We start from the raw sequence: 23,368 nt of genomic DNA, 5'->3' as shown, positions 1-23,368 counted from the left end.
TCAAGAATTCAAAAATACTTATATGGGGGGTCGAAGCCCCCAACCATTAACCTTTCACACCACCAGCGGTCAGGCCACCAACCAACCAGCGCTGGGCCAGCAAGAACACTATGGTGATGGGCAAACCGGACATGACGGCGGCGGCAGCAAAGTCACCCCAGAGATAGTTCTGCGGATAGAGATATTGCTGGGCCCCTACTGCCAACGTCAGGTTATTGACATCTGACAGCAGAATAGAGGCCATGGGCACCTCAGTGATGGCAGCAATGAACGCCAGAATGAAGACCACAGCCAGAATGGGCACTGACAGAGGCAACAGTATCAGGCGGAAGGCCTGCCACGGGGTGGCGCCGTCGATGGAGGCAGCTTCTTCCAGCGAAGGATCTATGGTTTCAAAGTAACCCTTGATGGTCCAAACGTGTAGGGCGATCCCCCCCATGTACGCCAGAATCAAACCACCATGGGTATTGAGTCCAAGCCAAGGGATGTAATCACCGATTTTGTCAAACAGAGCATAGATGGCCACCAGAGCCAGCACAGCCGGGAACATCTGGAAAATCAACATGCCCTTGAGGATCAGATCTTTGCCCTGGAAACGCAGACGAGCAAAGGCATAAGCACAGGTAGTAGAAAGCACCACGATCAGGCCAGCAGAGATACCCGCGACCTTGATGGAGTTCCACAACCAGCGCAATACCGGGAAGGGTGGCGGGGTAATAGAACCATCCGCATTCTGAATGGACATCCCCAGCGCAAGCTTCCAGTGATCCAAGGTTGGGTTGGTGGGAATGATGTCACCCACCGCAAAGTTACCTGTCCGGAAGGAGATGGCGATAACCATCACCAGCGGGAAGGCGATCACGGCGATGAATGCCCACATCACCAGATGGGTCGCCAGCAGGCGATACTTGATTGATTTGGGTTGAACGATAGCCATTACGTCATTCCTTCCTTAATCTTTCTCAGCCTTGGACAGCTTCATGTTGAGCAGTGCCAATGCACCAACAATCAAGAAGATGGCGGTGGCAATTGCCCCAGCCAAACCGTAGTCCTGACCACCAGAGCCCTGGAAGGCAATACGGTAGGTGTAACTCACCAACAAGTCGGTGGTACCGGCCGGCGTAGTGGCACCAATGATGTCAGGTTCACCATTGGTCAACAGTTGGATAAGCACGAAGTTGTTGAAGTTAAACGCGAACGAGGCAATGAGCAGCGGCGTCAGGGGCTTCATCAGCAAAGGCACGGTGATCTTGAAGAAGTTTTGCACCGGACCGGCGCCGTCCATAGCGGAGGCTTCATACAGATCTTCCGGAATGGCCTTGAGCAGCCCCAGGCACAGGATCATCATGTACGGATAACCTAGCCAGGTGTTGACGATGAGGATCATGGTCTTGGCCAAGAAAGGCGACCCAGTCCACTCCGGCTTATCGAAGCCCAACATGGACAGGAACATGTTGATTTCACCAAAGTTCTGGTTAAACAAACCCTTGAACACCAGAATGGAGATAAACGCCGGTACCGCGTAAGGCAGGATCAACATCACCCGATAGAAACCACGACCAGCCAGCGACTCCCATTGTGCCAGACAGGCCAGCACCATGCCGATGGCCAGGGTGAACGCCACGGAGCAGGCGGCAAAGATGACTGTCCAGACGAAGATCTGGATAAAGGGTCCTTGAATACCCGGGTCAGTCAAAATGCGCATGAAGTTCTTCCAGCCCACGTTGACCACAAAACCAGGCGCCAAACCTTCACCGACGAAGTCGCCTTGATCATTGATGTACTGGTAATAGCCCGTTTCAGGATTGGGCATCATGATCTGACCAGTCTGGTTGTTCAGCAGCATGTCCGGCTTGTCCATGAACTCGCCAGACTTGAGCGTGAAACCGGCTACCGGTTTGAACATCGGCTTCTGAGCTGCAAACTTGCGCAGACCTGTCATGGTCAGCTGGCTACCATCCGGCAGCATCAATGACAAACTGCTCAGGTAAACCTTGCGATCCACAATGCCACGAATAGAAGCAGGCTTGGCCACCGGCTCGGCGTCCATGGGCACCATGCTAATCTGATTACTGGTAGCAACCTGACGACCACCGGCTTTGAGCTCATTGTTGGTCCACAGTTGTACAGGGGCACTGATGAAACGCAGATCGTCCTGAACCAGCATCAACTGAAAGCGCTTGTCATCACGCTCCAGCAGAGTGAAGTCGTACTCCCCACCTTGAACCTTGTAGGTTTTCTTCAGGTGGTAGGCTCGGGCATTCTCCAAGGAGAGCAGATTCGCACCAGAGTAGTTGGTAAAGGCAATGCTGATGGTGTAGGCCAGCGGGAAGATGATAAATACCACCATGCCTGCCACACCAGGGAATATGTATCGATGAGCGTAGGTTCGCTTGCTCATGAAAACGTAAAGACCGACCGACACCACGACCAAGTCCAGCAGGGCAAATGCTATCTCCCCACCGGCATACATCATGATGATGGCATAACCGTTTAGCAGCGCGATGAGTGTCGCGACTAACCATTTAACCCAGGCAGCGCTGGATTTCCGGTCAGAGCTTGAACTTGTAGACTGGATTTGTTCCATGCCAAAAACCTTACAAAACGCCAAAAAAAAAGGTGGGAGGCCCCCGTAAGGGCCTCCCTATCATTTATTGAACGATACGGCGAGCAGCGGTATCCAAAGCCTCGTCGACAGTTTGACGATTGGTGGTCACGTTCTTCAGAGCAGTTTCAAAAGAGGACCAGAAGCGAACCATTTCAGGCACGCTCGGCATGGGCTCACCATTGCGAGCGTTAGCCATGGTAGCTTGGATACGCGGATCCTTTTCCAAAGAGGCTTGGAAGGACTTCAGCGCAGAAGCACCAATTGCCTTATCATCGTTAACAGCCTTCAAGCCTTCATCGGTCAGCAGGTAGTTTTCCAGGAACTCGATGGCCAGATCCTTGTTCGGGCTGGCGGCGTTGATGGTAGCACCCAGAACCCCTACGAAAGCCTTAGCCGGCTTGCCGTTCAGGGTGGGCAGCGGGGCTACGCCGTAGTCGATGCCACTCTTTTGCATGTTGTCCCAAGACCAGGGACCGTTGATGATCATGGCCACGGTGCCCTTATTGAAGGCGGCATCCATAACACCGTAATCAACGCCCTTCTCCATGTGACCGTTCTTGATCAGGTCAGCAATGAACTGTACGCCCATCTTGGCACCAGCGTTGTTCACACCAGTATCCTTAACGTCATAACCAGTTGAGGTCTTCTTGAAGGCATAACCACCGTTGGCAGCCACCAGGGGGTAGCTGAAATAAGGAGTGGTATAGGCCCACATGATGGCACGCTTGCCTTCGCCCTTCAGCTTGTCATCCAGAGCTGCCACTTCTTCGAAAGTCTTGGGCGGCTCAGCAACCAGCTTCTTGTTGTAGATCAGGCTGACGGCTTCAACAGCAATGGGGTAACCATAATACTTACCATCCACAGCCATGGCATCCCATGCCAGATCTTCAAACTTGGCCTTTTCGGCACCAGACGGGGTCACCGGCACGATCAGACCGGCCTTGGCCCATTCACCGTAACGGTCATGTGCCCACATGAAGATGTCTGGGCCGTTGCCGGTTGCCGCGGTTTGCTGGAATTTAACTTCTACTTGATCAGGGTGAGCAACAGTGACCTTAACCCCCGTTGCAGCTTCGAATTTTTTACCTACTTCAGCCAGACCGTTGTAGCCCTTGTCACCGTTGATCCAGATGGTCAGCTGACCTTCTTCGATTGCTGCAGTGGCGGAGAAAGCCATACCCAGGGTAGCCAGACCGATAAATGAAGCAAGAATCTTCTTTTTCATTAGCCATTCCTTACAGATTAGTTGTTAGTCCCACGCTGAACACGCCGTAATAAGCCTGTGTGCGGAGTGCATATTAGAGCAAGGCCCTTGGAGCTCCTATGACGGATCTCGCATTTTTGCAAAGACAAGCAGTGAAGAAATGAGCAAATAGACATGAAATCATTTTCAAGAAACCCCTAGTTATCATTTGATAACGCTCTCGTAACGCAAGCTTAGGTTGATAAGGTAAAATGCAAATTAAGGCAGACGTGAAAACACTTTCACCGACATAAAGTCTGAAAAAAAGGTCGTCTAGATGACGACCTTTTGGTCTTACTTCATGGCTTGTTGCAGCTGGTCTCGCAGGTTGGGAGGGATCCCTTGCAAGGTCAGTGTATCCGTAGTTGGATCATAGTGGATCCGCTCCCCCAGAAGCTTGGCATCAAAGCTGAGGTTAACCCCACCACCAGAACCTACATACTTGGTTAAGCTTCGCAGGGCCGAACGGGACGGGGGAAAGCTGTCTGCCAAGCCAAACTCTGTCTCAACGAAGGCGTAGAAGTCGTCTGCCTTCTCGTCCGGCAGACAAGCGGCCACGGCCTTCATTTCGATATCATCACCGGCCTGCAGCTGCTCCTTGCAGTAAGCCTGCACGCGCGCCTTTGACTCCAGACTAGCCTCGGGTTCGAGCGCCTCCTCTTGGCAAAAGGTATGAAGCGCCTTAACTAGCAGACGATTCTGCATGGCCTGATCAAGGCCTTCCTCTGCCCCCAAAAACTCCAAAAAAAAGTCTGCGACCTTTCTACCGGCCCGCCCTTTGATAAAGGATAAATAGCGATTTGAATCAGGAGAAAGTTGGTACTCCGTCAAATCGATTCGTGCCATCAGCTGCATCTTGCTAACATCAAAATGATTAACTTCTTCAATATCCAGGGTTGGAGTAAGAGTAATACTTAACTCCCGACCCAAGAGACCAAGAAGAATATAATCAACGCCAACCACATTGTATTTGCAAAATATAACAACCCCCTCTTCTGGAATGTCGTATTTTGCAAGTTTATCAAGCAATATATTGGTTGCGGCGACAGAAAAAGAAATAAAACCTGCATCCTTTTCAATAAAGGAAGTCAACAAGGTCTTGAAGTCACTAGATCCCTCTTGCTGGATAGACGCAAACACGGCATAGGACTTATTACTTTTTTGTTGATAGGTTTGATGCAGCTGCTCAACCAGATGCACCACCTGCTCGCGCAGTAGCAGCTCTTCACCACGGGTCTCAGCGGTCAGCGCGCCATCGGCACCGAGACGCAGATGATGCAATATGACGTGTTCAATGCGTAAGCTCATAGTCACAGATAGTGTTAGTGTTTGGGATGGCGTAGTATATACCCCTTTGCAGACAGGAGAGCGTCACAACATGCCAATGGTATCCAAATACAAGAACCAACAAGTCGAAACCATCATGCAAGAGCTGCAAATGGTTCTGCTCAAGCACCAGTGCCCTGTCGATCTAAGCCTGCTGGCATTGGGCAACCTGACGACCCATCTGCTTCAGACACAGGTCCCACCGAGTCAGGCACCCGCACTGGCCGCTAGTTTTGCTGCGGCACTCACCGCCTCAATGAAATCGACCTCTCACTAAGTTTATCCGCCAGCAGAACGACGAATACATATGCTTAGCCTAGGTAACATCAACCGTGATAGCCTCTCCCGTCTGATTAGCTGGGGTCATTGGTTTACCTTTTTCAATATACTGCTGGCGCTGGTGCTAGCATCACGGTATGTCTTCGCCAACCCCTGGCCCGAAACGACGCTTGGTGTTGCCTATTTGCTGGTGAGCTGGGTTGGTCACTTCGGTTTCATTGGCTTTCTTATTTTTCTGCTGACACTCTTTCCGCTGAGTTTTTTGATTCAGAATCAGCGCTGGTTACGCTTGTCTGCCGTATTCATTGCCACCTGTGTAATGACACTGCTACTGATTGATACACAAATTTACAAAGAGTTTAAGTTCCATATCAACCCAGTGATCTGGGAGATACTATTCCAGCAGGCTCAGTCCAAAGCAGAGCTAAATTGGAGTCTGCTGTTTGTCTGCGTGCCCTTGTTTTTCAGCGTGGAATTACTGCTGTCTTATTACGGCTGGAAGATGCAGTTCCGTCGGCGGCCCAAAAACCTGGGTAAGTCCCTCGCTGGTATCTTCGTGATCTGCTTTCTGCTCAATCATTTAACCCATATTTGGGCCGATGCTAACCTCTATGCGCCGATCACGGAGCAGAAAGCCAATTTCCCGCTCTCCTACCCCATGACGGCCCGATCTTTCCTGGCCAAGCATGGTTGGCTTGATCTTGACGCCTATCGGCAAGCTCAGAAGAACAGACCTGACGTAGATCATCACCAGTCGGTTCGTTATCCGCTGGCCCCCCTGGAAGTGGCAATGCCACAAAGCCATTACAATCTGTTGCTGGTAGTTGTGCGGGACCTTCGTGCCGACCTGTTGAATAACATTGATATGCCAAACTTGGCCCGTTACGCCAGCCAGCACCAGTTATTCACCAATCACCTCGCCGGTGATAACGACACGGCCAGCAGCCTGTTCAGTCTGTTTTACGGCCTGCCTGGTCAATATCAGCCTCTGTTTGCTCATGAGCGGGTTCCACCCGCGCTGCTCGACGAATTACAACGGCAGGATTACCTGATTTCTGCCTTTGCCGGCCATGACATGGCACACTCGGGTTACCAGCACACGCTGTTTGCAGGATTGCGACTTGATGCAGATGAGCGCAGTCCTTCACATAGCCAAACCGATGCACAAACGCTACACCAATGGCAAACCTGGCTGGCGCAACAAACAGGCCCTCGCCCCTGGTTTTCCTATGTTGAGATGGGGACGCCACAAACCCTTGCCTTGCCTGCCGAATTTAAAGGCCCATACCAACCGGAATCGGCCCAGGCCAATTGGTCGCGGCCTCAGAATGAACAGGCGGCCGCTAGTCTTCGCAATCGCTACAAAAATGCTGTCTTTTATGTTGATCAGTTATTAGGCGAGTTATTTGATCGGCTAGCCAGCCAAGGACTCAGCAACAATACCGTTGTGGTCATCACCTCGGATCACGGCGTCGAGCTGGGTGACAACCAAGGCCCATTCTGGGGGGCAGGACAACGCTATGCGCCGGCGCAACTGCAAGTACCCTTGGTGTTGGCTTGGCCGGGTATGGCAGCCAACCGCCTCGACTACCCCACCCGGCACCAGGATCTGGCCGCCACCCTGCTGGGCCGATTACTGGGTGTCGTGTCCGACCCACAGGATTACAGTATCGGCACCGACCTCTTAAGCGCGGAACGGCCAGATTGGGCCTTGCTTGGGAATACGCATCGCTATGTGGTCTATGACAGTCACACCATCACCGAATTCAATCGCCAGGGCGACTTCAGCATTCGCGACCGGACAAACTACCGCCCTCAAGCGGATGCCAAACCCAACATGGCCATGTTGGTGCGGGTCATGAATCAGCTCAAGCGTTTCACCACAGCGCCATAACATTGGCCATGGCGACCTGTTCGGATGTCAGCCTCTACCTATGCCGTATCAGCCAGTGGCAGACGGTGCCCCTGGCGCAACTGCTCGAGGCACTGTCACCAGATGAACGGAAGAAATGTGCAGACTTCAGCCATCCAGACCGACAACGCAGCTATGCCTTGGGTCGCTACCTGCTCCGGCAACGTCTCGCTGTTCGGCTAGATTGTTCACCCTCAAAACTGACATTATGCATTGGTCCCCACGGTCGTCCGGAGTTGGTCAATGGCGAACAGTACTTCAATCTAAGCCACAGCGGTGACTGGCTCGCTTTGGGATTCGCGGCCCGCCCCTTGGGCGTGGACATAGAGGTGACACGCCAGCAACCCCGTGCGCGGTTGTTGGCCAAACGCTTCTTTGCGCAAAGCGAATATGACGACCTGGCCAGTCTGGCACCGGAAGAACAAACCACGGCCTTTCTCCAACTCTGGTGCCTCAAGGAAGCCGTCTTAAAGGCTCATGGCGGCGGCCTGCAGGCCGGACTGGCGCGCTTTAGCGTCCAACGCCATCCACCGCAGCTGGTACTCAACCAACTGGATGAGCATGACTATCAGCTGGCCAACTGGCAGATGAGTGATATGCATCTGGCCTTAGCAATCCAGGGTGCCATCCCCCTACCGCCCCTTACCCCGCAATGGCTGAGCCCTTGAAAGCCGCCGCCGCTGCCGCCATATTGGCTCTACTGACCAACACTAACTGGCAAATCCATGATCGTTGATATCACCCCAGAGAATTTTCGTTCCGCCCTTGTTGAGGCCTCGGTCAATCAACCTGTCGCCGTTTTCTTTTATGCCGATGAGTTACCCGACTGCCGCCCTATGGGGCAATTGCTGGAGCAGTTGATTGGTCCGGCCAATCCGCACCTCACCCTGGCTCGTGTCGACGTGGCCAATCCGCAATTGCAGGGCCTGGCCATGCAAATTGGCTTGCAGGCGCTGCCAGCACTGGTGATCTTCCAACAGGGCCGTCCCGTGGATGCGCTGCAGGGGCCACAGCCCGAAGAGGCCATTCGTCAGATGCTGCAGGCCTTTCTGCCCAGTCAGGCCGACCTCTGGCTTGAGGAAGCCCGCAGCCAGATGGCGCAGCAACAGTATTCTGCCGCACTCAAGCTGCTGCTGCTGGCCAACGAACAGGCCCCGGAACGCAGCGATATCAAGTTGGCATTGGCAGAATCCACCCTGGGCGCCAAGCAACTGGAGCCGTGTCGCAACTGGCTGAGTCAGATCCCCATGGTGGATCAGGACTCGGATTATCAACGACTGGTGTCGGCCCTGGAGTTGGCAGAGCAAGCAGCCGACAGCCCGGAGATCCAGGCGCTGGAGCAACGCCTGACCCAGGAGCCGGACAACCGCACCCTGAAGGAAGAACTGGCCGTGCAATACAGCCAGGCCGGGCGCCCTGTCGACGCCCTGGAGATGTTGTTCCCGCTGCTGCAGCGGGACCTCAACGGTGGTGATGCCAAGAAGATATTTCTCGATATCCTGGCCAGCATGAACGGCGCGCCGGAAGCCTCGGCCTACCGGCGCAAGCTCTACTCCCTGTTGTACTAAAGGTTTCCACTTGGCCGGCCTAGTCTTGCTGGGCCGGCAGATTGCCATGCCGCGGCCAGGCATTGACGACCGCCTTGACCAAGGTGGCCAAGGGAATGGCAAAAAACACCCCCCAGAAGCCCCACAGGCCACCGAAGATGAGCACCGCCAGTATGATGGCGATGGGGTGCAGGTTCATGGCTTCAGAAAACAACAGGGGTACCAGTAAGTTGGCATCCAGTCCCTGCACCACCAGATACGCCAGCATCAGGTAGGCGAAGTCGGCCGACCAGCCCCACTGGAACAAGCCCACCACCACCACGGGTACGGTAATGACCACGGCCCCCACATAGGGGATCAAGACCGACAGCCCGACCCCCACCCCCAGCAGCAGGGCGTAATTGATGCCCATCAGGGCAAACACCACATAATTGACTAGGCTCACCACCAAGATGTGGATCACCTTGCCCCGGATATAGTTGACGATCTGCTCATTCATCTCCCCCCAGACCAGGGTGATCAACGCCCGATTGAGCGGGAGAAAACGACTCACGGTCGCTAACAGCAGTTGTTTGTCCTTCAGCATGAAGAACACCAGCAAGGGCACCAGAATGGCATAGACCAACACCATGGCCACGTTGACCAGCGAGCTCAAGGAAGCGGACACTAACAACTCGCCGGTCTTGAGCAGGCGGGCCTGCAGCGTGCTGATCAGACTCTCCACCAGGGTGACATCCACCAGATCCGGGTAAGACTCCGGCAACCGCTTAAGGTACTCGGTGGCATTGGCCAACATGATGGGTGCCTCCTTGGCCAGGTTGATCCCTTGGCGAAACATGGTGGGCAGTATCCCCACCAAGAGCAACAACATGAGCCCAATGAAGAGGATAGAGATCAATGAGGCCGCCAGGCTGCGGGAGCAGCCCAAGCGCATCAGACGCACCACCGGCCACTCCAGCAGATAGGCGATCACCAGGGCTGCCAGACCCGGCGCCAGCAGGTCCCCGTAGAAATAAATGAGCAAAAAGCCGCCCAACAGCAGCAAGAACAGGGTCACGGCATCCGGATCGGCAAAGCTGCGCTTGTACCACTCAACCAGCATATTCAACATAAAAGGCCCTACGTCCGCCTCGGCGGGTGACTCAAACGACGATTCACTCAAGGCTACCCCCCAAGGGTAGCCGACGACCTCGACGAGTGTACCCTTGTCGCCGGCTGCTGGACAGCCCACCGCCAGGTGGCGTCTGCGCATCTACAAGAGAGATAAGGTTTTTCTTGCCATGCCTCACACCAAACAAGGCTTGAGGTCAGGTAAAGCGCCGGAGTATGCTGCCCACGCTCATCACGGATTATCAGGAGTCATCTTGTCTATTTCCCGTCGCCTACTGCAAACCGTCCTGCTGGCCGGTTTGCTCATGACCCAGAGTCAGATCCTGGCAGATGATCAGTTGCCTGACATAGGCACGGCCGGGGTTAGCGCCCTGTCCATCGATCAGGAGCGGCTCTATGGCGAAGCCTTCATGCGCTTTGCCCGCGCCAGTCTGCCCATGGTGGATGATCCTGTGCTCAACGAGTACCTCAGCGGACTCGGGCAGCGGCTGGTCGGCCAGGCCAACGATGTCCGCTTCCCGTTCACCTTCTTTCTGGTGCGAGACAACAGCATCAATGCCGCCGCCTTCCTTGGCGGGCGCGTCAAGGTGCACACAGGCCTATTTCTGTATGCCGACAACGAGAGCGAGCTGGCCGGGGTGTTGGCCCACGAAATCTCCCATGTGACGCAACGCCACATTGCCCGCTACATGGAAGCTCAGACCCGCTCAACGCCCCTGACCCTGGCCGGGTTGGCCGGCTCCATCGCCCTGGCCATCATCAATCCCACCGCCGGGATTGCTGCCATGCAGGCCACCCTGGGGATCCAGATGCAAAGTGCCATCAACTACACCCGGGACAACGAATTCGAGGCCGACCGCATCGGCATGGGACTGCTCTACAACGCGGGATTTGACCCCAAGGGCATGGGCAGCTTCTTTGAAAAATTGGCCGCCCAGAGTCGTTACGACAGCAAGGTGCCCGAGATGCTGTTGACCCATCCCCTGCCGGAAACCCGTATCGCCGAAGCGCGCAATCGCGCCAGCAACTATCCCAGACGCACCGCCGCGGATAACATCGACTTCTATTTTGCCAAGGCGCGGATCCAGGTGCGCTACAGCAAGCTGGATCTCAATGGCCTGTATGATGAGTACGGCAAGCGGCTAAGCCAGCCAGGCAGTCAGCAGCAGATGGCCGCCCGTTATGGTCAGGCCCTGATCCGCCTGACCCAGGGGAAACCCAGCGACGCCGCTAGCTTGTTGGCTGATCTTGGCCGGCACTATCCAGATGATCTCTTCATTCTGGACTCCCTGACCGATCTGGATGTGGCCAACAAGCAGTATGACAGCGCCATCAAGCGGCTGCAGAAACGGCTGGCCGATATGCCCGACAACGAAGTAGTGGTGTTCAACCTGGCCAGCGCCTTCATGGAAGCAGGCCGGGCCAAGGAGGCAGAGCAGCTGCTGGAGCGTTTCACCCGTAGCCATACGGAAAATGATCTCGCCTGGCGCATGCTGGCGGACGCCGCCCAGCAGACCGGCAACCGCGCCCAATTGTTCACCGCCCGGGCCGAGTATTTTGCCCTGCGCAGTGACTATCAGAAGGCCACAGATGATCTCAACACGGCGCGGGCCTCCACCACCGACAAGATGATGCAGGCGCGCATTGATGCCCGCATCGCCCAGTTGCAATCGGCCAAGCAACTGGATGACACCCTAAAGCGTTAACAGCAATCCAGGAGGCCCCATGCTGACCATCTACCACAACCCCCGCTGCTCCAAGAGCCGAGAGACCCTCGCCCTGCTGGAGGCCCGCGGACTGACGCCGACGATAATCACCTACCTGACCACCCCGCCGAGCGCCGACGAGCTACGGGTACTCAAGCAGAAGCTGGGCTTTGCTTCATTCCGGCAGATGATGCGCAGCAAAGATGAGCTGTTCAAGGAGTTGGGGCTGCAGGAGCCGAGCGTGAGCGAAGAGCAACTCTTGGCCCAGCTGGTGGCGCATCCGGCGCTGCTGGAGCGCCCCCTGGTGGTCAAGGGGGAACAGGCTCGCCTCGGCCGGCCGCCGGAGCAGGTGCTGGAGATCCTCTGACGTCAGCACCCATGATGGCCCGTCCGGGCCATCATGGGTTACAGGCCGAGGATTTCCTTGATGAAGGGAATGGTCAGTTTGCGCTTGGCGTGCAACGAGGCCTTGTCCAGCTCATCCAGGCTTTGCAGCAGGGTGCGCATGTCACGGGAGAGGCGATTGAGCAGGAAGCGACCGGCATCCACCGGCAACTTGAATCCCCGCAACGCGGCCCGTAATTGCAAGGCCCCCAGTTTGCCCTCGTCATCCAGTTCATGCAGTTGAAACGCCAGCCCCCAGTCCAGCCGCGAGGCCAGATCCGGCAGACAGAGCCCGAGCTTGCGCGGTGCCGTATCGGCAGTGACGATCAGCGAGCCGCGGTTGTTCTCCTTCCAGCGATTGAAGAAGTCGAACAGTGACTCCTCCCATAGCCGGTGGCCGGCGATGGCATCCAGGTTATCCAGACACACCAGGGGCAGCTGCTCCATCTCTTCCAGTATCCTGGGGTCGAAACGCTCATGCTGCTCCAGCGGAATGTACAGCGCCGCCTCGCCGGTGGCATTGACCTCGGCACAGGTGGCGTGCAGCAGATGACTGCGTCCCGAGCCTCCCGTCCCCCAGAAGAACAGCAAGGGCGCCCCCTGGCCGATGGCGGCGTTTTTCAGGGTGGTGATGAGCTGGGCATTCTCGCCAGGATAAAAGCTGGCGAAGGTTTCATCGTCCGGCAGCTGCACCGCCAAGGAGAGCTGGGCGGGGTGATGTTCACTCATCCAATCACCTCACTGCCCTTGCCACTGGAAATGGAACGGCTGATTGGCATCGGTTACCGGCGTGAAGCGATGATCCAGGCGCAGGGCGTTCCGCAGTTTGCCGTCATCCGTGGCCAGGGTGGCACTGAAGATGACGCTATCCCCGGCCATGCTGACAACATTGAGCCCCTGCAGCGCCTGAGTGGCGTCCAGGGCACTGCGTGCTGCCAGCAGGTCAGACAGTTGCTTAAGCCCATCCACCACCAGCTGAATTTGACTACCACTGCCTGGTGTCAGGGCGGTCTGTTCGTCACTCGCTGGGGCGCTGCCCCCCTGCCCATAGGTATCCACAAAGTAGGCCAGCAGCCCCTGCATCACCTGAGCCACCACGGCGTCCGGCTCCCCTTTGGCCCGCCCACTGCCCAGGGCCGTGCCCTTATTGGCCGAGGTATGCAGGGTCCAATCCAGCCACCAGGCATCGTCTTTTTGATACAGCCGCCCCAATACCAGGGCATCGGCCTCATAGCGCTGACTGGCCTTGAGCAGGGGCGCCAACAGGCCTTGGGTCACCAGCTCGGGCTTGGCGAGCTCAATGTCATCCAGATCCATTAGGGGAAAGCGGACAGGGATCGCCCAGCGCTGGCCCTGCAGGGCAAAACGGTCAGACCAGCCGGCCTTGTCTTCGTCGGGAACCAGACGATCCTCACTCACCAACCAGAACAGCACCTTGGGGCGCGGCGACTCCCATATCGGCAACTTGGCCTGAGCCAGCAGTTGCTTCACCGCCTCGGGCTTGAACAGCACCGCCATCTCGCGTCCCGCCGCCCCCTCCTGATAGCTGTACTCCTGGATCACGTCAGCCTGGCCCGCCTGTACGGCGGCCGACAAGGTGGGGTTGGACAAGGGATCCTGTAAGCCACTCATGCGGGTGATCACCTGAGCCAGGGCCTGGTGCTGGGCATCCAGCAACGGGACGCCCTGGGCAGGAACCGCTACGCGATAGAGGCTATCAGTGGCCAAGGCGGTGAAGGAAAGCAGGCTCAGGAGCAGCACTAAGATCCGGTTCATGGCGGGCATTCCAGCTTAAAATTGTTGTCGAATCATAGCGTTTTCGCGACTAGCCCGGCAAGGCAGCCAGGATCCCAGGCTCAAAAAAAGCCGGCGAACCGGCTTTTTATCAGAGCGTGGCTTATTTGGTGCCAAAGATCTTGTCCCCCGCATCCCCCAAGCCCGGCACTATGTAGCCCTTGCTGTTGAGGTGCGAGTCGATGGCGGCACAATAGAGTTCCACGTCATCATGTGCGGCCTGCAGGGCGGCGATCCCCTCGGGAGCGGCCACCAGGACAATGACCTTGATGGAGCGGCAACCTTTCTTCTTCAGCAGGTCGATGGTGGCGATCATGGAACCGCCGGTGGCCAGCATGGGATCCACCACCAGAGCCAGACGCTCCTCGATGTTGCTGACGATCTTCTCGAAATAGGGCACCGGCTTGAGGGTCTCCTCATCCCGGTAGATCCCCACCACGCTGACCCGGGCGCTGGGCATATGCTCCAGCACGCCATCCATCATGCCAAGGCCAGCCCGCAGGATAGGCACCACCGTGACCTTCTTGCCCTTGATCTGATCCACTTCCACCGGGCCATTCCAACCGTCGATGGTCACCTTCTCGGTCTCGAAGTCAGCGGTGGCCTCGTAGGTCAACAAACTCCCCACTTCCTTTGCCAATTCGCGAAAGCGTTTGGTGCTGACATCGGCCTCCCGCATCAGGCCCAATTTGTGCTTGACCAGGGGATGTTTGACTTCGACGACCTTCATGATTCTCTTCTCCGCAACATGCAAAACTGCAGAATTTTATCATCTTCATCGCCGTTCTGTAGAGGGCTTTTGCCGAAAAATGGGCAAACGATTTCTTTTCATCCCAGCGGCAAGGGCTGCTAGAATATGCCCGTTTTTTATCCCCCCTCTCTAGACAAGGATCTCCTGTGACTGACAAGACTTCATTGAGCTACAAGGATGCTGGCGTTGATATTGATGCAGGTAATGCACTGGTAGAACGTATCAAGGGTGTGTCCAAGCGCACCCGTCGTCCTGAAGTCATTGGCGGCCTGGGCGGTTTCGGTGCGCTGTGCCGTATCCCCGCCGGCTATCGTGAACCCGTGCTGGTCTCCGGCACCGATGGGGTTGGTACCAAGCTGCGGCTGGCCATCGATCTGAAGAAGCACGATACCGTCGGCATCGATCTGGTGGCCATGTGTGTGAACGATCTGATCGTGCAAGGCGCCGAGCCCCTGTTCTTCCTCGACTACTACGCCACCGGCAAGCTGGACGTGGACACGGCCGCCGAAGTGGTCACCGGCATCGGTGTGGGCTGCGAACAGTCCGGCTGTGCCCTGATTGGCGGTGAGACTGCGGAAATGCCTGGCATGTACGAGGGTGACGATTATGACATGGCAGGTTTTTGTGTCGGTGTCGTCGAAGCTGACGACATTATCGATGGCAGCAAGGTGCAGGCTGGCGATGCCCTGATCGCCCTGGCCTCTTCCGGCCCGCACTCCAACGGTTTCTCCCTGATCCGCAAGATCCTGGAAGTGTCCAAGGCCGATGTGCAGCAACCGCTGGGCGACACTACCCTGGCCAATGCCCTGCTGGAACCGACCCGCATCTACGTCAAGCCGGTGCTCAAGCTGATCAAGGAATGTGAGATCCACGCCCTGTCCCACATCACCGGCGGCGGTTTCTGGGAGAACATCCCCCGCGTGCTGCCAGCCAACACCAAGGCCGTGGTGCAAAGCAGCAGCTGGCAATGGCCCGCCGTCTTCACCTGGCTGCAGGAACATGGCAACGTGGACACCTACGAGATGTACCGTACCTTCAACTGCGGCGTCGGCATGGTCATCGCCCTGCCCAAGGCCCAGGTGGAACAGGCCCTGGCCCTGCTGCAGCAAGAGGGACTGGATGCCTGGCTGCTGGGTGAGATCGCCACCGCCGCCGAAGGCGAAGCCCAGGTCGACATCCTGTGATGAAGCTGGTTGTCCTGATCTCAGGCAACGGCTCCAACCTGCAGGCGCTGATCCATGCCCAACAAGCCGGGCGTCTGCAGGGGGAGATTGCCGCCGTGATCAGCAATCGGGACGATGCCTATGGCCTGCAACGCGCCAGTGAGGCGGGCATCGCCACCCGGGTGATCAGTGGTAAGGACTATGCTGACCGCGCCGCTTATGACACCGCCCTGGGCGATGCCATAGCGGCGTTGGGGGCTGAGCTCATCGTGATGGCCGGCTTCATGCGCATACTGACTCCCGAGTTCGTGCAACGCTTTGCCGGCCGCATGCTGAACATTCACCCCTCCTTGCTGCCCAAGTATCAGGGCATGCATACCCATCAGCGGGCGCTGGAGGCAGGTGACACCCAACATGGTGCCAGTGTGCATTTTGTCACCGAAGAGTTGGATGGCGGCCCAGTGATACTGCAGGCCAAGGTGCCGGTGTTTGCCGAAGATGATGCCGCCAGCCTGGCCCTGCGGGTGCAGACACAAGAGCACTGCATCTACCCCCTGGTGGTCAGCTGGTTCTGCCGAGGGCGTCTCCGGATGCAAGACGGCCGCGCCTGGTTGGATGACCAACCACTGCCGGCCGCCGGTTATGCCAGTGATGACGATGATGTCGTCATTCAGAACTACCTCCAGGCCGAATGACCCGAGCATGTCCGATGCAGCCAGGCGGAGGCAAAACAAAAGGAGCCGTAAGGCTCCTTTTTTAATGCAGCACGGCAACCTTACACTCAGTCACACTCCATCCGCCTGCGTCCCAAGGTCTATCGCTATGACAATGGCACGGATGGCAAGTCGATTATGCGCTGCTCCACCCGCTCTCCCCACAAGAACAGGTTACACTCGCCTCGCGCCATCTTCTGCCAGGCCTCATCCCGGGTCAGGGGCTGAGTCGCCACCACTGTCACCACGTCGTTGGGAGTGGTCTCCTGCTGAAAATCGATGGCCACATCCTCGTCCAGCAACTGTGCCTGACCAAACGGCGCCCGCCGCGTGATCCAGTGCAATAAGGTGCTACAGAAACAACAGACATACTCACCATCGCTCAGCAGCATGTTGAATACCCCCATGCCGGCCAGCTCGCCGGCCCACTGGGCGATATCGGCAAAGGCCGCCAGGGGATCTGCCGGACGCTTGGGATACTTGGCCTCCATCTTAGCCAATAACCAGCAAAATGCCCGCTCGCTGTCGGTGCTGCCCACCGGCTCGAAGCGCCCGGTATCCAGAGCCTCGAAACCGGTCAGTTGACCGTTGTGGGCAAAGGTCCAGTAGCGCCCCCACAGCTCGCGGGTAAACGGATGGGTATTTTCCAGACATACCCCTCCGCGATTGGCCTGACGGATATGACTGACCACCGCCTGACTCTTGATAGGGTATTCCTGCACCAAGCGGGCAATGCGGGATTGGGCGCTGGGCATGGGATCCTTGAAGGTACGGCAACCCAATCCCTCATAGAAGGTAATACCCCAGCCATCACTGTGTGGGCCGGTGCGGCCGCCCCGTTGCATCAAGCCGGTAAAACTAAAACAGATGTCGGTGGGCACATTGGCGCTCATGCCCAGCAGTTCACACATGACGTCGTCCTCAGCTGGCGGCCATCTCTTTTTCAATCAATTGGATCAGGATATGAATGATCTTGATATGCACCTCCTGGATCCGGTCAGCATAACCAAAATGTGGCACCCGTATCTCTATGTCCGCCACCCCGGCCATCTTGCCACCGTCTTTCCCGGTCAGGGCTATGGTCTTCATGCCCTTGGCCTTGGCCGCCTCCATCGCCCGAAGGATATTGCCTGAGTTACCACTGGTGGAGATGCCCAGCAGCACATCTCCGGCCCGGCCCACGGCCTCGACGTAGCGGGAGAACACGAACTCATAGCCAAAGTCATTGGACACGCAGGAGAGATGACTGGGATCCGAGATTGCGATACCCGCGTAGCCAGGGCGATTCTCCCGATAACGGCCGGTCAGCTCCTCGGCAAAATGCATGGCATCACAGTGTGATCCGCCATTGCCGCAGGAGAGGATTTTGCCATCTTGCTTGAACGACTCGGCAATCAGCCGCGCCGCCTGCTCAATGTTTTGCAAATTATCCGCCTGCGCCATAAACGCGTTCAGCACCTGGGCGGCCTCGGCCAGTTCGTTGTGGATCAGGGATTGATACATGAGATGTCCTTAAGCGATTCAATGTGCTAGCTTGATTATGCTGTGTGTAATCAGCGCCCTGCGAGGCAATAACCAGCGGAGCCTGCCACAATCTACCTTGGCAGCCCCCGCAGAAACAAGGGCGACAGATACTGGTTTCAGTGCACATAAATACGATTGTGTCCCTGCAGCCGACGCCAGATTGGATACTATTAGTTTCAAGGCTTCTTTAGTTAAAAGCATGTGAGAATGACGGGTATGGATGACGATATTCTGATCATCGACGACGACACCGAGCAGCAACTCGAGCACAAAGACGGCTGGAAAGTACTGGTGGTGGACGATGAACCCGAGGTGCACCGCATTACCAAGATCACCCTGGCGCAATTTCAGTTTGACAATAAACCCATCGAATTTCTTCATGCCTATTCAGGGGAAGAGGCGCAGGCCATCATGCGCAATGAGCCAGATGTGGCGCTCATTCTACTGGACGTGGTGATGGAAACCGACTCGTCGGGTCTAGATGTGGTGCGCTATGTGCGCGATACCCTGGAAAACCGTCGTGTCCGTATTGTATTGCGAACCGGGCAGCCAGGTCAGGCACCGGAAGATGATGTGGTCGCCAACTACGACATCAATGACTACAAAGACAAGACAGAACTGACCTCCCAAAAGCTGCGCACCCTGATCCGAGCCAGCCTTCGCTCCTATCGGGATATCTGTGCCCTGGATCGCAACCGCAAGGGGCTGGAGAAGGTCATCGAAGCCTCTAAAGGCATCTTTGAAAAGCAGGCGTTGCGCGCTTTCGTAGAGGGTGCCCTACAACAACTCAATGCACTGCTGGCACTGGAAGAAACCAGCCTATACAGCCTCAAGCGAACCGCTTACGAAATCCGCGATAGCGAGGCCTTGGCCCCCATCCTCTCAGATCTGGACGGTGCTCAGGAAAGCAGCCCTTCCAGCATCATCCAGCAGGCGCTGGAGCTACGCAAAAACGTCTATCACGACAACGAGCTGGTGATTTACTGCAAGAATCCGCGCCACTGCATCCTGTTCCATATCGAGGGCACTCGCCCCTTGAGTGAGGTGGAAACCAACCTGCTTAACCTGTTCACCGAAAATATCATCATCGCCCTGGAAAATATTCGCCTGAACGAGCTGTTGGCGGATAACCAAAGGGAGATCATCTATCGCATCGGTGAAATTGTCGAAACCCGCTCCCGAGAGTCTGGCCTGCACGTCAAGCGGGTAGCCCTCTATTGTGAGCTGTTTGGCCGTCTGCTGGGCCTGTCTGAAGAGCAGAGCGAGATGCTCAAGCGCGCCTCCCCGCTGCACGACATTGGTAAGATCGGCATTCCTGACGCCATCTTGCACAAGCCAGGCAAGCTAGAACCCGAGGAGTGGAGTGTCATGAAGCAACATGCCCAAATAGGTTATGACATGCTGCGCGGCTCAGACATCCCCATGTTCCAGGTTGGCGCGCTTATCGCCCTTAATCACCATGAGAAATGGGATGGCAGCGGCTATCCCCAGGGCCTCAAGGGGGAAGACATTCCCTTGGAGGGCCGCATCACGGCACTGGTGGATGTGTTTGACGCCTTGGGTTCGGATCGTTGCTACAAGAAGGCTTGGCCGTTGGAGAAAATTCTCCAGCTTATCGAAGAGGAAAGAGGGCGGCATTTTGATCCCAGCCTGGTTACCCTGATGCTTGAAAATCTCGATGATTTCCTCGCCATTCGCGACCAGTACAAGGACGAGTTCCAAGGCAGCTGAGTCCGCCTCTAACCCAGATAAAAAGGCCGCAAAAGCGGCCTTTTGTCACCTCACACCTATTAATCTAGGTTGTAGATGACCTCAATATCATCGCGAAAAACCACGGGCTCAGGCAGGTAACTGGCCTGGGCATCGGCCGCTGCATTGGTAGCCATTTTTTGCAAATAAATCGGTGCCGAACGCTGATCATTACGATATGACAACGCATAGAGGCTACCTAACTTGGCCGCATAGGCCTTGGCCAGATCCGACGCCTTCTGCTGAGAATCGGCGATGGCCAGTTCACGCACCTGCAGCCGATACCGGCTGTCATCCTTCACACCATACTGGATCTGACTGACAGTATTGATACCCGCAGCCAGCGCCGCATCCACTACCAGGCTGATCCGCTCAAGCTGATACAGGCGCACATTGACCTCGCGCATGCCTCGGTAGCCCAACAGCTTGCCACCATCCTGATTCCGGTAGTCATATTCTGGCGCGATATGCAGATTACTGGCGTCAATATCAGCCTTTTGCAGTCCAATCTTTTCCAACTGACTCACCAGGCTGGCTACCCGGCTATCCACCGACTCCCGTACCTTGACGGTGGAGGCCTCGCGCAACGACACCGCAAACGACAAGGTCGCCATATCCGGCTCAACCCGGATCTCTGCCACCCCATTGGTGATCAAATGAGGTCCTGCCGGAGCTTGTAATTCGGCCGCCCCCGCCCCCATACAAATGCACAGGCTCAGACCGGCACATAATCGACTCCAGTTGTTCATCACTGCCTCACTATCTAAAGGTTACAAATATTGAAGTTCATCGCCAAACAACGGCAGGCATTCTGACTGAAGGGAGCAAGTAGTCAAATTCGCCACATGGGAAATATGGGGTAATGGAGCGGCTTGGCTAGGGGCCCCGAAGAACACATCCAGGGTTTCCACGTCATTCAGGACAGTGGCCAGGCTCAAGATCTCATGAGAGAAGGGTGCAGCCACACTAGGGTTATGGCCTGATGACAAGGCAGGGACAGACAAGGTCGCCAGAGACAAGGACTCCACCACATCCCCTCTTCCCACCAAGATTTGCTGTCCTAGCAGCACCTCAGGTGTTGCCGCGGCGACAAAGGATACCTGCCCCAGCGCAGGCTCAACGGACAGATACCCCAACAAGCCCCCCTCATCATCTTCCAGCTCCAGATTGCTAAGCACCGGAGATGACAATGCCAAGAGCCCGTCAGGCCCATGGCATTGCAGCTGTTGGCCATCCCATTCGTAGCGAATGCCTTCAATCTCGAGCCACTGAAACATGGAACCGACACTCCAAGAAAAGGAACGGATAAACGCTACCAGTCTAATACAGGAGGCATGAATACAACCATAACCAGGGACAGGTTTCCGTCAGCTTGCCTGGCTAAAAATCCAGTCCGGGCGGGATCTCATCCAATCCCAAGGGCGCCGATACCGCAGGCTGAGTGTCCAGCAACAGGGCCAAGTCTTGTGCCATATGCTGTTGATGGGTAAACAAATCAGACTCAGGCAAGTAGGGGGATTCATCACTGAGCATCTCTTCGGCAAATAAGACCTCGGACGAATTAGTCAAAACGCACGATTGATCTTCGGCAGTCAAGCTCTGCCACAGCAGTAAGGGACCACTCTCCTCAATCAGCAAATCCTGTAGGGTTTCAGCGGTCTGTTGGGCCCCCTCTTGCAGCAGCAGAGGCTGACCTGGCTCGCCTGCTTGACCATAGAGGATGGTCACCGCCACCTCATCCATTGGTACTGTGGGCTCAAACTGCCATTCGCCCTGGGCGAAATCGACGTCAAGCCGCCCGAGAACTTGGCCCTCCGCCTCAATATCGAGGCCCTCCAGGCGCGCACCAGGAAGCTGGCTGACGTAGCCTACCTCCGTATTGCAGCGGATCTGCTGACCATCCCAGTCATAGCGTACGGCATCAATCTGGATCCAGCTAAACGAGGCCATCTGTTGCTCCCCCCAGGTTAGGGAGGGGGGATCCCCCTCCCTTGACCACTAGACAATGATGCTATTCTGACTGATCAGATCGTTGAGCGGATCATCAGGTGCAACCCCCTCAAGCACCACCACCAGATCAGGTGCCGGCAAGGGATCGGGGGTCGGATCCGGTATGCCGTGGCCATACACCTTGATGACGGTATCAACCCCATCGGTGCTGACATCCAGATATTGATTGAGGTTGTCACTATTAGCATTGCTATCCAGCACCTCAGCCAGATCCAGCTTGTCTTCGCCAAGATGGAAATCCGTCACCGTGTCCGTTGAGCCATCGGCATCTTCGGCCAACCACTTGAAGATATCCGCGCCATCTCCGCCGGTAAGGCTGTCATTACCCTGGCCACCGATCAGGATGTCATCGCCGGTTCCCCCTACCAGAATGTCATCCTCACCATTCCCGACCAACACCACACCGGCATCCTCGTCCACACCATCGGTTTGAGCGCTCAATGTTTCGCTGGGATCCAGCATGACTACCGTCAGTTGATCATCAAGTCGAGAGGTGTCGCCATCCATATCAGTGATGGCCATATCGAAGTTCAACGCGAGATCATCCACACTGATGTTCTGGTCATAGGTGATATCATTGACATTAAACTTGAGCGAGCCCCCATCATGGTCGACCTGCAGATCATCGAAGCTGTCAGCGACATAGACGGTATAAGTATGTGAAACAGCATCAAAGCTCCAGGTATTAGCCAACTGAGCATTCACTTCCACCTCAACAAACAACTCTCCTCCAGCAGGCTTACTGATGGTTAAGCCATCCACGATTTGCGTCGTGGTATTGAAGTCGAAGGCAACCCCATCCAGTGACAACATCAGCAAGGCCGTTCCGCCACCACCAAACTGTTGCAAGCTGAAGCGTACATAGGTCTGGCTCTTGGTGAAGTCCATGCGCAGCCATTCACCAGACTCAATGGTCGGAGTATTCACACCGATACCATTGTTGGAGGCATTCACCTGTTCACTAGAGTCCGCATCGCCACCATAGATGGTAATGGAACCATCCAAGGTGGACACTTCACCGGTCGGGCCGAAGGCCTTGAAGTCCTCCCCGGACGCCGTGGTCGTGGAGATGACCGTATTGGAGACCATGTCAAAGTTGTAGGTGCCATCCCCATTCACCGTCAGGTTGAAAAATTGACTGTGACTGGGATCGTCCAGGTCGCTGAACGCATGTATCACTGTGCTACCATCACCGCCTTCTGAGACCTTGCTCACCTCAGAGGTGTAATAGAAGCTAAACAGCACCTCACTCTGTACATCTGTCACATCTACCCGACTTACACCTTCGACCTCCGTCGTTGAGTGAATAAAGCTGACCGTGTCCCCGGCATAGATCCCTGAGCTGCCCAGTGCGGTCGTAATGAAGTCCAGACCATCAGCGCCAAATGCAGCCTGATACCGACCATCAAAATCAATGGTGGTTGCACTAGACAGTACGGCATCCATGACGGAATCAAACACCGGAATGTCATCCTGCACATCGACGTTCAGGGTGACCGTGTCGGTGACCTGGTCGCCGTCGGCGTCTTCCACCGTCACACCCAGGGCG

Annotated in this window: 23 protein-coding genes; 9 read left to right on the top strand and 14 right to left on the bottom strand. The window is 56.1% G+C overall.

The window, feature by feature from the left end; translation table 11 throughout:
* Positions 1–46 precede the first annotated feature (46 nt).
* The 4 genes from malG to yejK form a co-directional block, all read right to left on the bottom strand.
* On the bottom strand, positions 47–937 hold the full coding sequence (gene malG, locus ABD847_RS07340; RefSeq protein WP_345011509.1) for a maltose ABC transporter permease MalG: 891 nt from the start codon (positions 935–937) through the stop codon (positions 47–49).
* A 15-nt stretch (positions 938–952) separates the two neighbouring features.
* Positions 953–2,587, bottom strand: coding sequence for a maltose ABC transporter permease MalF (malF, locus tag ABD847_RS07335; RefSeq protein ID WP_345011507.1), 1,635 nt, complete (start codon positions 2,585–2,587; stop codon positions 953–955).
* Between the two features lie 64 nt (positions 2,588–2,651).
* Complete coding sequence (malE, locus tag ABD847_RS07330; protein ID WP_345011505.1) at positions 2,652–3,833, bottom strand: maltose/maltodextrin ABC transporter substrate-binding protein MalE; 1,182 nt, start codon at positions 3,831–3,833, stop codon at positions 2,652–2,654.
* 312 nt (positions 3,834–4,145) lie between these two features.
* Positions 4,146–5,159: a nucleoid-associated protein YejK gene (gene yejK, locus ABD847_RS07325; RefSeq protein ID WP_345011504.1), complete on the bottom strand. Its 1,014-nt coding sequence runs from the start codon at positions 5,157–5,159 to the stop codon at positions 4,146–4,148.
* 70 nt (positions 5,160–5,229) lie between these two features.
* On the opposite strand from yejK, the gene ABD847_RS07320 reads away from it, so the two are divergent.
* From ABD847_RS07320 to ABD847_RS07305, 4 genes are read left to right on the top strand one after another with little or no spacing between them, the layout of a single operon-like run.
* Positions 5,230–5,454 (top strand): YejL family protein, encoded by a 225-nt coding sequence (locus ABD847_RS07320; RefSeq protein WP_345011503.1) that lies wholly within the window; start codon positions 5,230–5,232, stop codon positions 5,452–5,454.
* A 30-nt stretch (positions 5,455–5,484) separates the two neighbouring features.
* On the top strand, positions 5,485–7,350 hold the full coding sequence (locus ABD847_RS07315; protein WP_345011502.1) for a DUF3413 domain-containing protein: 1,866 nt from the start codon (positions 5,485–5,487) through the stop codon (positions 7,348–7,350).
* An 8-nt stretch (positions 7,351–7,358) separates the two neighbouring features.
* Positions 7,359–8,036 carry a 4'-phosphopantetheinyl transferase family protein gene (locus ABD847_RS07310; protein ID WP_345011899.1) on the top strand — a complete coding sequence of 226 codons (678 nt, stop codon included), beginning with the start codon at positions 7,359–7,361 and terminating at the stop codon, positions 8,034–8,036.
* Between the two features lie 57 nt (positions 8,037–8,093).
* The gene (locus ABD847_RS07305; RefSeq protein WP_345011501.1) at positions 8,094–8,936 is read left to right on the top strand and encodes a tetratricopeptide repeat protein; all 843 of its coding nucleotides are present in this window, start codon (positions 8,094–8,096) and stop codon (positions 8,934–8,936) included.
* A 19-nt stretch (positions 8,937–8,955) separates the two neighbouring features.
* Here ABD847_RS07305 and ABD847_RS07300 read toward each other — a convergent pair whose 3' ends face one another.
* The gene (locus ABD847_RS07300) at positions 8,956–10,026 is read right to left on the bottom strand and encodes an AI-2E family transporter (RefSeq protein ID WP_345011500.1); all 1,071 of its coding nucleotides are present in this window, start codon (positions 10,024–10,026) and stop codon (positions 8,956–8,958) included.
* A 253-nt stretch (positions 10,027–10,279) separates the two neighbouring features.
* On the opposite strand from ABD847_RS07300, the gene bepA reads away from it, so the two are divergent.
* Entirely contained in the window at positions 10,280–11,731 is a 1,452-nt protein-coding gene (gene bepA / locus ABD847_RS07295; protein ID WP_425568426.1) for a beta-barrel assembly-enhancing protease, read from the top strand.
* Positions 11,732–11,750: 19 nt separating this feature from the next.
* Positions 11,751–12,098 carry an arsenate reductase (glutaredoxin) gene (arsC, locus tag ABD847_RS07290; protein ID WP_345011499.1) on the top strand — a complete coding sequence of 116 codons (348 nt, stop codon included), beginning with the start codon at positions 11,751–11,753 and terminating at the stop codon, positions 12,096–12,098.
* A 38-nt stretch (positions 12,099–12,136) separates the two neighbouring features.
* On the opposite strand, the gene hda is transcribed toward arsC, so the two are convergent.
* The 3 genes from hda to upp form a co-directional block, all read right to left on the bottom strand.
* Positions 12,137–12,844 (bottom strand): DnaA inactivator Hda, encoded by a 708-nt coding sequence (gene hda, locus ABD847_RS07285; protein WP_345011498.1) that lies wholly within the window; start codon positions 12,842–12,844, stop codon positions 12,137–12,139.
* A 9-nt stretch (positions 12,845–12,853) separates the two neighbouring features.
* Positions 12,854–13,891 carry a DUF2066 domain-containing protein gene (locus tag ABD847_RS07280; RefSeq protein ID WP_345011497.1) on the bottom strand — a complete coding sequence of 346 codons (1,038 nt, stop codon included), beginning with the start codon at positions 13,889–13,891 and terminating at the stop codon, positions 12,854–12,856.
* 121 nt (positions 13,892–14,012) lie between these two features.
* Complete coding sequence (gene upp / locus ABD847_RS07275) at positions 14,013–14,639, bottom strand: uracil phosphoribosyltransferase (protein WP_345011496.1); 627 nt, start codon at positions 14,637–14,639, stop codon at positions 14,013–14,015.
* Positions 14,640–14,806: 167 nt separating this feature from the next.
* On the opposite strand from upp, the gene purM reads away from it, so the two are divergent.
* A complete protein-coding gene (gene purM, locus ABD847_RS07270) occupies positions 14,807–15,844 on the top strand; it encodes a phosphoribosylformylglycinamidine cyclo-ligase (protein ID WP_345011495.1) in 1,038 nt (345 codons plus the stop codon).
* On the top strand, positions 15,841–16,518 hold the full coding sequence (purN, locus tag ABD847_RS07265; RefSeq protein WP_345011494.1) for a phosphoribosylglycinamide formyltransferase: 678 nt from the start codon (positions 15,841–15,843) through the stop codon (positions 16,516–16,518). The genes purM and purN overlap by 4 nt, the downstream gene beginning before the upstream one ends.
* Positions 16,519–16,643: 125 nt before the next feature.
* Here the strand turns inward: purN and ABD847_RS07260 are convergent, their stop codons facing one another.
* Together ABD847_RS07260 and lpcA are read right to left on the bottom strand one after the other, a co-directional pair.
* Complete coding sequence (locus tag ABD847_RS07260) at positions 16,644–17,447, bottom strand: class II glutamine amidotransferase (RefSeq protein WP_345011493.1); 804 nt, start codon at positions 17,445–17,447, stop codon at positions 16,644–16,646.
* Between the two features lie 10 nt (positions 17,448–17,457).
* Positions 17,458–18,039 carry a D-sedoheptulose 7-phosphate isomerase gene (gene lpcA / locus ABD847_RS07255; protein WP_345011491.1) on the bottom strand — a complete coding sequence of 194 codons (582 nt, stop codon included), beginning with the start codon at positions 18,037–18,039 and terminating at the stop codon, positions 17,458–17,460.
* A 237-nt stretch (positions 18,040–18,276) separates the two neighbouring features.
* On the opposite strand from lpcA, the gene ABD847_RS07250 reads away from it, so the two are divergent.
* A complete protein-coding gene (locus ABD847_RS07250; RefSeq protein WP_345011489.1) occupies positions 18,277–19,791 on the top strand; it encodes a DUF3369 domain-containing protein in 1,515 nt (504 codons plus the stop codon).
* A gap of 59 nt (positions 19,792–19,850) precedes the next feature.
* Here ABD847_RS07250 and ABD847_RS07245 read toward each other — a convergent pair whose 3' ends face one another.
* The 4 genes from ABD847_RS07245 to ABD847_RS07230 form a co-directional block, all read right to left on the bottom strand.
* A complete protein-coding gene (locus tag ABD847_RS07245) occupies positions 19,851–20,510 on the bottom strand; it encodes an SIMPL domain-containing protein (RefSeq protein WP_345011895.1) in 660 nt (219 codons plus the stop codon).
* 69 nt (positions 20,511–20,579) lie between these two features.
* Positions 20,580–21,086, bottom strand: a complete 507-nt coding sequence (locus tag ABD847_RS07240; protein WP_345011487.1) for a hypothetical protein — start codon at positions 21,084–21,086, stop codon at positions 20,580–20,582.
* Positions 21,087–21,189: 103 nt separating this feature from the next.
* A complete protein-coding gene (locus ABD847_RS07235; protein ID WP_345011485.1) occupies positions 21,190–21,759 on the bottom strand; it encodes a hypothetical protein in 570 nt (189 codons plus the stop codon).
* A 48-nt stretch (positions 21,760–21,807) separates the two neighbouring features.
* The coding region (locus tag ABD847_RS07230) for a calcium-binding protein (protein ID WP_345011483.1) at positions 21,808–23,368 on the bottom strand (1,561 nt) is incomplete at its 5' end.

The organism is Pseudaeromonas paramecii (assembly GCF_039540575.1).
In the GTDB taxonomy this organism is placed as follows: Bacteria; Pseudomonadota; Gammaproteobacteria; order Enterobacterales; family Aeromonadaceae; genus Pseudaeromonas; species Pseudaeromonas paramecii.
Note: the sequence above shows the minus strand (reverse complement) of the source record. Positions and strands in the feature narration are given on the sequence as shown.